Origin of the sequence: Methanosphaera sp., assembly GCF_016282985.1 — an archaeon.
In the GTDB taxonomy this organism is placed as follows: Archaea; Methanobacteriota; Methanobacteria; order Methanobacteriales; family Methanobacteriaceae; genus Methanosphaera.
This window is the reverse complement of the sequence record NZ_JAEELZ010000092.1, coordinates 1-10072: the sequence shown is the minus strand read 5'-3', so window position 1 is coordinate 10072 and position 10072 is coordinate 1. Positions and strand designations below refer to the sequence as shown.

The window sequence follows — 10072 nt, the reverse complement described above, 5'->3', positions numbered from 1 at the left end:
TATTCTCAAGACTGGTATACTTTCAATAATTCTGAATTAGGATTATATGAAGTACTCTTAGAACAAATTCCGAAATTTGATTATTCCCCGTTCATAACTGCATTATCACTTAACTTTTTATATTGTCTAAATCAATTCGTTATCTTCAGTCTTTAACGAACCTAATTGCATTTTAACCAGTTATAATTAATTATTTTCCTGGTAGTCTGGTAATTTTATAGATATGTATCTGTTGATATATAAATTTTTCAGAGTTAATAAATAGGGTATTTAATGTGTCAAATCACTTAACTTGTTTATCGGTATGAATTTCTTTGCAGGAAGGGATATGTTATTGATTTTTTTAGTCATCCATATAGAATCGTACCACTTGTTAAATTTGTAGCCCCAATATTTAAAATAAGCAGTTTGTACAAATCCATGTTTTTCATGAAAAATTTTTGACTTATTATCCAAATATGGATCATTTTCATCAGTTACTGCAATATAAGCATTAATGGACACTACATTTTGCTTAATAAGAATATATTCAAGTTTATCATAAAGTTCAGTACCAATTCCGTTACCAACAAACTCTTTTTTAACATAAATAGTAGATTCAACAGTAAAATCATATGCTTTTCCATCATGTACTCTTCTTGCATATGCAAATGCAACTACTTCACCATTATTTTCAGCAACAAGCACAGGATATTCTTTCATAATAGTTAACAAATCATCTTTAAATGTGTCAAAATTCGGAACCACATCTGTAAAAAGTACTGCAGTACTTTTAATGTAATATTCTAAAATTTCATGCATAGTACAAAAATCATTCAAATCAGCAAATCGAATATACATAATAATCTGTTTATAAACTATAAAACTTAAATACTTTACTGAAAAAACATTAACGAATACGAAGTAATGCTGACCCAATTAAGCATCAATTTCAAATTCATTCTTTTTATTTTACTGTCTAAATCAATTCGTTATCTTCAGTCTTTAACGAACCTCTTTGTAACTGTAACAGTCGTGGTGAATTGTGAAGAAGCAGTAGTGTTGTCTCCAGCATAGGAAAATACAAAAGTATATGTTCCAGCAACACTTGTTTGAAAAGTAACTGTTGCAATACCATTATTATCAGTGGTTTTTGTTTGGTGACGGTTAGCTTCATTTAATATGTATTCTGTCCCATCAACTCTTACACCAGTTACATCTACAGTTACCGTTTTATTTTTTAGAACACTGACATTATCTGATAATTTTATTTTAATGTTTTGTGATTGTTTTGCTTCTATTGGAGTTGTTTTTTCTACAAGTTCTATACGTGAACTGGTCTAAATCAATTCGTTATCTTCAGTCTTTAACGAACCTTTTATTTATTTTCTTTATTTTACTAGTTTAAAAAGTTTTCCACAATTATTTTTAGAGTATTACTAGGAAAATATTTTATTATTACTAAAATAGGGGTGGTTTCCTAATTACCAATAAATTTTAAAACTTATATACTTTTCATCATTGCTTATTGTCTGTCTTAACAACTTTAATTGTTTTTCAATTATTTGATAATATGTTAATTGTTCATCACAATAATTAATCTATTATGCATTTTATCCATTATACTTTTTATCAGAATATATTTTGATTCTTTTTTAGCACGTTTCTTTTAGGTCCTCTTCTGTGATTTGTTTTCTTTTTATTAATAAAAATACTATTTTAATAGTAATTTTTCTATAAATTCTTCTATATTTCAGTTTAATTAAATAAAAATATAATCAAATATAAATAATATAATTATTATATTCATATATAATTAATTAACATTTGTATAATAGAGGTGTTTGGAAATGGCTATGAAAACTATACGAGTTTCTGAAGAAATTCATACAAAACTATCTCATTTAGGCTTAAAATCCGAAACTTATAATGATATAATTGGAAGATTGATTTCTGCATATGAAGAAGAATATCTGGATGATTTTAGCGATGAAGAAGCTGCTTATTACAATGAAAGAATTAAACAATTTGAAAATGGAAACTATGAAGGAACTAGAAAAGTTGATTTAAATGCAATCAAAGAGAAAAGACAGGGATGAGCCTATTTATGAAATCTTTGAAGATAAAAAAGTAATTAAATTTCTAGATAAACATTTTAATGATATTGATTTAAAAAATCGTATAGAAGAAAAATATTATGGGTTAGCTGTAAATCCATATAAAGAAGCTCAAAATTCTTTTAAAAGTAAAAAATGTCCTAAATGTAAAAAAACCAGAATGGGAAATTATAGAATTATCTATTTCATTAATGAATCTAGAAAAGAAATAGAAATTATTGACATAGGACTACGAAAAAATATTTATAAAAAATGGGATTAATTTCCTTATTATTCTAGTCCCTATTAATCCATTATTTTTACTTTTTATATCAATTTTTATTCGTTAAGTTTAATCTTTAACGAACTCTTAGAATTACCTTATTCTATAATTGTATCACAAGATTGTGATTTAACACAACATTTTAATGCATATAACAAAAAAAAGAAGTTACTATCAGAAGGATTAAATAAAGAAGATTCAAAGCTTAAATCAGAAACAAACAAAATTATTCCTTCTGTTATGTTAGTAGAATGATTTCCTGCAGAACAACTGAGAACTGGAACTCATTTAAGTACCCTTAATTTATATACCCCACAAATCAGTAAAGAAAATAAAACTCCTTGGAAACATATATTACAAAATGAAACACCACGCTATCATTATCTATGTGGAGATGATACTATGAATATCTCACCTATTGTATTTGACTTCAAACGTTATTACACTGTTTCTACAAGTTATATTTACTCAGTATTTTCAGATTATTACTTGATTTCATTAAATGAATTATATCGTGAGAATTTATCTAGTCGTTTTGCTAACTATCTTTCAAGAATGGGATTACCTTAAATTCTACCCCTTTTTTTTATGTGTTATTCTTTTGTTTTTTTGTCTTCAACACTTCAATTAACACAACCATAATATAATCTAACAGTTATAGGAAAGAGAAAAAAATAGTAAAGTATAATTATGATTATAAAAATTCATAAATTATCCTTTATAATCAATAATTCTGAATGCTCAGGATACCACTCAATAAATTTAGATACAGTGTATAATAGGATATATTCAAAATTTTTCACATCATCAAAAAACCAATTTATTCCATGACAAATTTTTTTCATACCCCATCCATCAAACCATAAATGTTCTTTATCATATAGTTCAAGATTCCTACGAACAAAATCATCACTCATAGTTAAACTTCTAAACCCATTCAATCGATCTATGTAAACAAGTAATGGATAAGGAATAAAATATTTTCCAGAAACTAATAACTCATAATTATTTTTTAAATATTTTTCATTTAATGAAAAATTCCTTTTATTTCCAACATATTCTTTATCAAATTTTAATAACTCTTCATAACATTGATCTTCAATTGTATCACAATCATATTTTTTAAATCCTCTTTTAACTTATTAGACATTTATCTCACCTATACACATTACATATTATATACCAGGTTCCATCTTCCATTTGTTCCACGGATATAACATCAATTTTTATTCGTTAAGTTTAATCTTTAACGAACTTAATAAGTGACAACATAAAAGAACTAGGATACAAAGATATACATTATGTATACAGTGGTAGGGGATATCATCTAAGAATACAGGATGAAGAAATATTACATGCCAACAGTAACTTCAGAACAGAACTAGTAAACTACTGTATAGGAGCAGAAGTACCCGAACTAACAGAAGAACTACAACACTTCATAATACCATTCGGCTACAGTAAAGTCTACACCGACTGGTTCAAATACACAGTAAACCACCTACAAAAAGATAAAATGTACAATGGACTAAACCGAAAACTAAAACTAGACATAATAAAAAGACGAGAACTAATAAACACAGGCCAATGGGGACTACTACGAGGAGAAATAGGAATCCGGCGATACGATAAATTAGTAAACAAAATATCAGCAATAAACCGTGGGCTATGCGACACCAAAGTAAGCATAGACCTTAAACGAATACTACGACTACCAAGTACATTACATTATAAGGTGAGTATGAAATGTACAGCAGTTCATAATATAGAAACTTTTGATCCATTTGATGATGCTGTACCTAAGTTTGTGTATGAGAATTTAGGGTAGTATTTTTCTTATTTTTCCATTAGTGTTATTAGTGTTTTTAGGTTGTATTTTAGGTTGTTTGTTTCCTGTTTTCCTATTTGATTTTCAATAGTTTCTTCAATTTCTTGGTTTATTTCCAATGCTCTTTCCTGTATTTTTCGTCCTTTGTTTGTGATTTTTATTATTTTTTTTCTGTTGTCTTGTGGGTCTATTTCTTTGGTTATGAATTCTTTTCTTTCCAGTATTTTCACTGATTTTGTGATGCTACTTTTTCCTATTCCTGTTTTTTGTGATAGATGGTCTATTGATACTCCGTCTTTGTGTGCTAGTGTTAGTAATATTCTTGTTTGACTTAGGCTGATGTTCATTTCTTTTAGTATGTTGTTTAGGTGGTTGGTGTATGTTGTGAATGCTGTTGAGAGTAGTATTCCTAGTTTTATTTCGTTTATGTTTTCTTTTGTGCTTGTTTGGATTTTTTGGTATATGTCTTGCATTTTTATCTTTTTTTCCTTTTTTGTTTATTGTTAATGTTTATATAGTATGACAAATAAATAATTTCCTATGAAATTGTTTCATATGAAATGAAATATTTTTATTAAATCAAGAAGTATCAAAAAAATGAAAACAATAATAATATATATGTCTTCACACCATCAAAACACGGAAAAAATAGTTCAAGCCATGGCAGAAGACACAAATATGGAAACATGTAAAATAAGCGAATTAAGGAATATTAATTTATCCGATTATGATTGTATAGGATTTGCATCAGGAATATACTATCATAACTTTCATAAATCAATAATTGAATTGGTGAAAGAAACACGATTTACGAATAATCAGAAAGTATTTACAGTATACACCTGTGGAATTAACTATATCAATTATGCAAGGAGTATTGAAAAGATAATTAAACAGAAAGAATGTGAATACATTGGATGTTTTAGTTGCAGAGGATATGATACATTCAGTTTCTTTGAAAAAATAGGCGGAATAGCAAAAAATCATCCCAACAATAAGGATAAGGAAAATGCAAGAAAATTCATAGAACAACATAAAATAGGAGAATAAGATAATATGATGGATTTAAAGAAAATGAAAGAAAAAATGAATAAAATGCCAAAAATAGGAGAAGAAGGGCACTGGTCCAACATGAAATTCAATGAAAACATACTGCAGGATGCACTAATAAAACATGCACTAGGATTAGTATATTATCAAATGAGTGATGTTGGAGAAATATTTGAAATAGTATCACAAATCAATGATAAAAAAAGTGAATGGACCCCCGCATGGGCAAACAAGGCAGAACAACTAAAAGAAAAAGCAATACAATATGAAGAAAATAATAAAACTGTATCAGCATATAATGCATACCTTAGAAGTTCAACATACTACAGGATAGCAGCAATGGATATAAGCAACCCAGAAGATTCGCACATGATAGAATATACGCAGGAAGGATTCAATGCATATGAAAAATACCTGGAACTATCAGACTATCCTGGTGAATATATAGAAATTCCATATGAAGACACTTATCTGCCAGCACATTTCTACAAATCACCTACAGCAACAGAAAATGCACCGTTGTTTATAATAACGCCTGGAAGGGATACGTGGGCAGAAGACACACGGTGGATATATGATGCAGCACTAAAAAGAGGAATACACTGTTTGGTATATGATGGTCCTGGACAGGGATTTGCACTAAGACTCAACAACATAACATTCAGACCAGACATAGAAAACGTTATAACACCACTGATAGATTACGTACTGGAAAAATATGATTGTATAGATAAAGATAAAATAATGGCAATGGGTATGAGCTTTGGAGGATTCCTAATAACAAGAGCAGCTGCATATGATAAAAGGATTAAACTATGCATAAACGATCCTGGAAACATCAGCTGGGGTACGGGAATCATACCAAGACTGGAATTGATTATGAAAATACCAGAAAAGATGAGACCATCACAACTGGACTTCATGCTGAAAGATTACATGTGGAAACATGGAGTAAGTGAACAACAACTAGTAAACGAACTAAAAAAATATGACAATACAGAGTTACTGGATGAATTAACATGTAAAGTATTAGTACTGGATGGAAGTTCAGAGATAAACAAGGGTGAAGCAAGGAAATATTATGATTTACTCAAATGTCCAAAAGATTATATATTATTTGATGAAGACAGTGGTTCACAATTACATACCCAAATGGGTGGATATGCAAATGCTTCAGAAACAATACTAAACTGGATAGAAGAAAACGTCTAAGAAATAATCAGGATATACGGACTTATTCTTGTTTATATAAATAAATTTTATACATTAGGTGTATAATTATTTATTATTTTTTCATTTCCAGATGATAAATCCATTAAAAGAACTAGTAAAAGACTTGATAATTGGAATATGGGAGGATAAATAAAACCCACAAGATACGATAAACTAGTAAGAATGATAGCAGAAATAAAGCATGAATTATATGACAAAAAGGTAAGCATAGACTTAAACGGATACTACTATTACATTCCACATTACATTATAAAGTGGGTATGAAATACATAAGTATAAAGTATATGGAAGGATTTGATTCAGTTAAAAGGGCGGTACCAAAATTTGTGGATGAAAAATAAAATATTCTTATGATATCTTATTTTTCATTTAAAGGTAAGAATATTCTTACTATTTCTTTATTGTCAAAATCCTTGTCAAATGAAATTATTTCATATATCTCAAGGTTTTTCATAATTGTTATGTACATTGCATCAAAGAATGCAATTTTACTATCATATTTGACAAAGGTTTCCATAGCTTCATCATAATATGCAGAATCATCTACGATATTAAAGTAATAAGGTAAATTATAATATATTTCACGTATTTCTTTAGCCTCTAAATGTAATTTCATTAGGGTTATAGCTTCTGCTATGACTAGTTTGGAAATATACATTTCTTCTTTTTCATATTTATAATATAATTTTTCAGCATTTTCATGCCAGGTATCATTTTCAACAAACAATCCAACTATGAAATTAGTATCTAGAAATACAGCCATTATAATTCTCCATTTTTAAATTTATGTTTTAATTCAACAGAATCAATTGGTTCTTTAGCATTGTATCTTCCGATCATATCTTTAATTGGTATTTTTTTAATAAAATCCAATTCGGTTTTGCCTGATTCATTAATAGACCATTTTATGATATAATTTTTATCTAAATTATAATGTTTTCTTATTTCGGATGGAATGACTGTTTGGAATTTATCATATATGCTTGTAGTAACTTCCATAATATCACCTAGTAAATAATTTATATTAGGTAATATATAATATTTCATGATATTTTATAAATGACTAAATAATTAATCATGATAATATGTGATTCTTATTTTTTTATACACTTTCTGGGGTGTATAATAATTTGTGTATTTGTTTAATTTGATTCTTGATTTTCCATATTTTTTATTTTTTAATTCATGTATGGATTTTTTATAAACTGTTTATATTTACTCATGATTTTATCTTGTCTTGTTTATTTTGTTCATCAATTTTTATTCGTTAAGTTTAATCTTTAACGAACCCTTATTTATTTTCTTTATTTTATTAGTTTAATTATTTTTCTGCTATTATTTTTAGAGTATTACTGGGAAAATATTTTATTATTACTAAAATGGGGGTGGTTTCCTAATTACCAATATATTTTGAAACTTATATAATTTTCATCATATTAATTGTTTGTCTTAACAACTTTACTTGTTTTTCAATTATTTGATAATATGTTAATTGTTCATCACAATAATTGATTTTACTATGGATTTTATCCATTATACTTTTTGTCAGCAGATATTTTGATTCTTTTTTTAGCAGGTTTGTTCTTTTATTTATGGCCTCTTCTGTGATTTGTTTTCTGTTTACTAATGAAAATACTGTTTTATCTATTATTTGTTGTCTGAATTCTTCTATTAGGTCATATGTTAGACTTTTTCTTTTATTTAAATCACTATGGAGAAATCCACAGTAAGGATCCAAGTTTTCAATGAGTATTATTTTGGTTATTTCTAATGCCAATATTGCGTATCCATAATTTAACATTGAATTTACAACATCATTAGATGGTTTCTGGTCTCTTGTTTTGAAATTTATTTCATTTGGTAGTAATATACTTATTGCTTTCCAGTATTTTACTGATGTAATACCTTCAATTCCCCTTATCTTATTTTTTATTATTCCAACTTCTGAATCTTCTGTAATTTCTAGTTTTTCCAATATTTTTATATTATTCTTTATTTCATTCTTTAACTGATTTACATCCAAGTTTTTCTTGTTTTTATTTAATGTTTTTAGTGTATAATACTGATTATTCATTTTAGATTTGATTATTTCTTTTGAGATTTCTATTCCCTGAAAATTTTCACTTAGTTTATATTGTTTTTTTCTTAGGAGTATCTTTTCATCGTTTGGTGTTGTCAGAATGTATTCTATGTATCCATAGTTATTTGTAGAGATTAATGGTATGTTATTTTGTGATATCAATGATAATGCATCAAATGTTATGTATCCTTTTCCTATTATTAGGATATCTGATATTTTCTTTGCTGATATTCTGTAGATTATGTTATCTTTCTCTTTAACAATTATTTGCTCATTCTTTTTATGAATCGATTTATTATATCCTTGTATAATCATTTTCATAGTATCACATATTGTTGTTCTTCTAGGTTGATGTTTACTCCAATTTGATAAATGTTTTTATAACATCCCTGACATATTGGAACAATTATTATAGAATCAGTGCCTTTATTATTTTTTTCTAGTTCCATTTTTATGTTTTCTAGTTCCTGTGTAGATAATTCACCTATACTTATGTTTGTTGTTATATTCTTGAAACCATAATTTATTAATATATTTCTTACTTTTTCTTGATAATTTAAAAATTTAATTTTTGTTAATATTATAATCTTCATATAACTATTTTTTTATTTTGATTTAGAAAATTTTATGATTTTACTAAAAATACATAGTATTTAAAAGCAAATATTTTAGAATTTATTGCACTTAATTTTTTAATAAAATCTTCCTAAAATATGATTTTTACAATAGTTAATGTATATGTAATAGTTTATTTTTGGTATTTCCGGCATACTTTTTTTAGTATTTTTTGATTTTTTATTGATGAAAAATTCTTTGATTTTATTTCGTTAAACCGTGGTATAGCGAAGTAAAAATTTTTGACATAAATTATCAGTAAAAAATAGGAAAAGAACAAACCATTTTTTTGTAAAAAAAAATTCACTAAAAAAATATATAATAACATTTTAAATAATAAAATAATTTTAATTTTTTTATAAAATAAATATGATTAATATATTAAACATTCGATTTAAAATTACATTATTCCTAAAAAGTTCTAAAATACCAAATTTAGATAGTTACATGTATATGTAATTGTTTAAAAATAAACATTTAATAAAATTTTGAAAATGAGGAATATTTTAGACCAGTTTTACAAAGTAATAAAAATTTTCAATCCAATAATACTTTAATTTTTAAGTCTTTTTTTAAGAGAATTTTAATAAAAAAACCCTAAAATCAAATTTATTAAATAATTGACAATGTACTCAAGTATTATTAATATAAATTAAAGATAACTTTATATAATTTAATCAATTAACTATTGGATCATCCACATTGTCTGATTAGTAACTGTTAATCCTGTTTTTTCAATTTATCTGGTGTATCGTTAGCTGATACAATTCCAAAGTAATCTGCTTCAACAACATGGTCAGCATCTGCAATACTTACTGTAAAAGCTTTTCTTTTTTCAATGTTTTGAACTGTTTTGTGTGTACGTGTCAAATTTAATACTACATGATCTCTGGAAAGCATTGTTCCCC

15 protein-coding genes and 1 pseudogene are annotated in these 10072 nt (G+C 26.4%); 8 read left to right on the top strand and 8 right to left on the bottom strand.

Going from position 1 to position 10072, the window contains the following annotated elements; genetic code table 11:
- Positions 1-270: 270 nt before the first annotated feature.
- Complete coding sequence (locus tag QZZ11_RS05835) at positions 271-840, bottom strand: GNAT family N-acetyltransferase (RefSeq protein WP_292474394.1); 570 nt, start codon at positions 838-840, stop codon at positions 271-273.
- 66 nt (positions 841-906) lie between these two features.
- On the opposite strand from QZZ11_RS05835, the gene QZZ11_RS05830 reads away from it, so the two are divergent.
- From QZZ11_RS05830 to QZZ11_RS05810, 5 genes are all read left to right on the top strand, one after another.
- A complete protein-coding gene (locus tag QZZ11_RS05830; RefSeq protein WP_292474392.1) occupies positions 907-1056 on the top strand; it encodes a hypothetical protein in 150 nt (49 codons plus the stop codon).
- Positions 1057-1161: 105 nt separating this feature from the next.
- On the top strand, positions 1162-1323 hold the full coding sequence (locus QZZ11_RS05825) for a hypothetical protein (RefSeq protein ID WP_292474391.1): 162 nt from the start codon (positions 1162-1164) through the stop codon (positions 1321-1323).
- A 506-nt stretch (positions 1324-1829) separates the two neighbouring features.
- Positions 1830-2078 (top strand): hypothetical protein, encoded by a 249-nt coding sequence (locus tag QZZ11_RS05820; protein WP_292474389.1) that lies wholly within the window; start codon positions 1830-1832, stop codon positions 2076-2078.
- Positions 2050-2358: a type II toxin-antitoxin system RelE/ParE family toxin gene (locus QZZ11_RS05815; RefSeq protein WP_292474388.1), complete on the top strand. Its 309-nt coding sequence runs from the start codon at positions 2050-2052 to the stop codon at positions 2356-2358. Before QZZ11_RS05820 ends, QZZ11_RS05815 begins: the two co-directional genes overlap by 29 nt.
- 402 nt (positions 2359-2760) lie before the next feature.
- On the top strand, positions 2761-2928 hold the full coding sequence (locus tag QZZ11_RS05810; RefSeq protein WP_292474386.1) for a hypothetical protein: 168 nt from the start codon (positions 2761-2763) through the stop codon (positions 2926-2928).
- Between the two features lie 134 nt (positions 2929-3062).
- On the opposite strand, the gene QZZ11_RS05805 is transcribed toward QZZ11_RS05810, so the two are convergent.
- On the bottom strand, positions 3063-3275 hold the full coding sequence (locus QZZ11_RS05805; RefSeq protein WP_292474384.1) for a hypothetical protein: 213 nt from the start codon (positions 3273-3275) through the stop codon (positions 3063-3065).
- Positions 3276-3616: 341 nt separating this feature from the next.
- Here QZZ11_RS05805 and QZZ11_RS05800 point away from each other — a divergent pair, with 341 nt between their 5' ends.
- Complete coding sequence (locus QZZ11_RS05800) at positions 3617-4186, top strand: DNA primase small subunit domain-containing protein (RefSeq protein ID WP_365952840.1); 570 nt, start codon at positions 3617-3619, stop codon at positions 4184-4186.
- An 8-nt stretch (positions 4187-4194) separates the two neighbouring features.
- Here the strand turns inward: QZZ11_RS05800 and QZZ11_RS05795 are convergent, their stop codons facing one another.
- A complete protein-coding gene (locus tag QZZ11_RS05795) occupies positions 4195-4659 on the bottom strand; it encodes a MarR family transcriptional regulator (protein WP_292474383.1) in 465 nt (154 codons plus the stop codon).
- Between the two features lie 124 nt (positions 4660-4783).
- Here QZZ11_RS05795 and QZZ11_RS05790 point away from each other — a divergent pair, with 124 nt between their 5' ends.
- Both QZZ11_RS05790 and QZZ11_RS05785 read left to right on the top strand, forming a co-directional pair.
- Positions 4784-5236 carry a flavodoxin domain-containing protein gene (locus tag QZZ11_RS05790; RefSeq protein WP_292474381.1) on the top strand — a complete coding sequence of 151 codons (453 nt, stop codon included), beginning with the start codon at positions 4784-4786 and terminating at the stop codon, positions 5234-5236.
- A 6-nt stretch (positions 5237-5242) separates the two neighbouring features.
- Entirely contained in the window at positions 5243-6448 is a 1206-nt protein-coding gene (locus QZZ11_RS05785; protein ID WP_292474380.1) for an alpha/beta fold hydrolase, read from the top strand.
- A 379-nt stretch (positions 6449-6827) separates the two neighbouring features.
- Here the strand turns inward: QZZ11_RS05785 and QZZ11_RS05780 are convergent, their stop codons facing one another.
- The 5 genes and pseudogenes from QZZ11_RS05780 to QZZ11_RS05760 form a co-directional block, all read right to left on the bottom strand.
- On the bottom strand, positions 6828-7232 hold the full coding sequence (locus tag QZZ11_RS05780; RefSeq protein WP_292474378.1) for a PIN domain-containing protein: 405 nt from the start codon (positions 7230-7232) through the stop codon (positions 6828-6830).
- Positions 7232-7468: a hypothetical protein gene (locus tag QZZ11_RS05775; RefSeq protein ID WP_292474376.1), complete on the bottom strand. Its 237-nt coding sequence runs from the start codon at positions 7466-7468 to the stop codon at positions 7232-7234. The genes QZZ11_RS05780 and QZZ11_RS05775 overlap by 1 nt, the downstream gene beginning before the upstream one ends.
- A 418-nt stretch (positions 7469-7886) precedes the next feature.
- Positions 7887-8870 carry a CRISPR-associated endonuclease Cas1 gene (gene cas1 / locus QZZ11_RS05770; RefSeq protein ID WP_292474375.1) on the bottom strand — a complete coding sequence of 328 codons (984 nt, stop codon included), beginning with the start codon at positions 8868-8870 and terminating at the stop codon, positions 7887-7889.
- On the bottom strand, positions 8867-9142 hold the full coding sequence (cas2, locus tag QZZ11_RS05765) for a CRISPR-associated endonuclease Cas2 (RefSeq protein ID WP_292474373.1): 276 nt from the start codon (positions 9140-9142) through the stop codon (positions 8867-8869). The genes cas1 and cas2 overlap by 4 nt, the downstream gene beginning before the upstream one ends.
- A gap of 742 nt (positions 9143-9884) precedes the next feature.
- Positions 9885-10072: pseudogene (locus tag QZZ11_RS05760) on the bottom strand (flavin oxidoreductase); the annotation flags it as partial.

What these genes read in the sequence shown, in the direction of transcription:
- QZZ11_RS05810 (WP_292474386.1), top strand. Translation starts at nt 2,761, where the DNA reads ATGAATATCTCACCTATTGTATTTGACTTCAAACGTTATTACACTGTT.
- QZZ11_RS05830 (WP_292474392.1), top strand. Translation starts at nt 907, where the DNA reads ATGCTGACCCAATTAAGCATCAATTTCAAATTCATTCTTTTTATTTTA.
- cas1 (WP_292474375.1), bottom strand. Translation starts at nt 8,870, where the DNA reads ATGAAAATGATTATACAAGGATATAATAAATCGATTCATAAAAAGAAT.
- cas2 (WP_292474373.1), bottom strand. Translation starts at nt 9,142, where the DNA reads ATGAAGATTATAATATTAACAAAAATTAAATTTTTAAATTATCAAGAA.
- QZZ11_RS05805 (WP_292474384.1), bottom strand. Translation starts at nt 3,275, where the DNA reads ATGAGTGATGATTTTGTTCGTAGGAATCTTGAACTATATGATAAAGAA.
- QZZ11_RS05790 (WP_292474381.1), top strand. Translation starts at nt 4,784, where the DNA reads ATGAAAACAATAATAATATATATGTCTTCACACCATCAAAACACGGAA.
- QZZ11_RS05820 (WP_292474389.1), top strand. Translation starts at nt 1,830, where the DNA reads ATGGCTATGAAAACTATACGAGTTTCTGAAGAAATTCATACAAAACTA.
- QZZ11_RS05795 (WP_292474383.1), bottom strand. Translation starts at nt 4,659, where the DNA reads ATGCAAGACATATACCAAAAAATCCAAACAAGCACAAAAGAAAACATA.
- QZZ11_RS05825 (WP_292474391.1), top strand. Translation starts at nt 1,162, where the DNA reads ATGTATTCTGTCCCATCAACTCTTACACCAGTTACATCTACAGTTACC.
- QZZ11_RS05775 (WP_292474376.1), bottom strand. Translation starts at nt 7,468, where the DNA reads ATGGAAGTTACTACAAGCATATATGATAAATTCCAAACAGTCATTCCA.
- QZZ11_RS05780 (WP_292474378.1), bottom strand. Translation starts at nt 7,232, where the DNA reads ATGGCTGTATTTCTAGATACTAATTTCATAGTTGGATTGTTTGTTGAA.
- QZZ11_RS05835 (WP_292474394.1), bottom strand. Translation starts at nt 840, where the DNA reads ATGTATATTCGATTTGCTGATTTGAATGATTTTTGTACTATGCATGAA.
- QZZ11_RS05785 (WP_292474380.1), top strand. Translation starts at nt 5,243, where the DNA reads ATGATGGATTTAAAGAAAATGAAAGAAAAAATGAATAAAATGCCAAAA.
- QZZ11_RS05815 (WP_292474388.1), top strand. Translation starts at nt 2,050, where the DNA reads ATGCAATCAAAGAGAAAAGACAGGGATGAGCCTATTTATGAAATCTTT.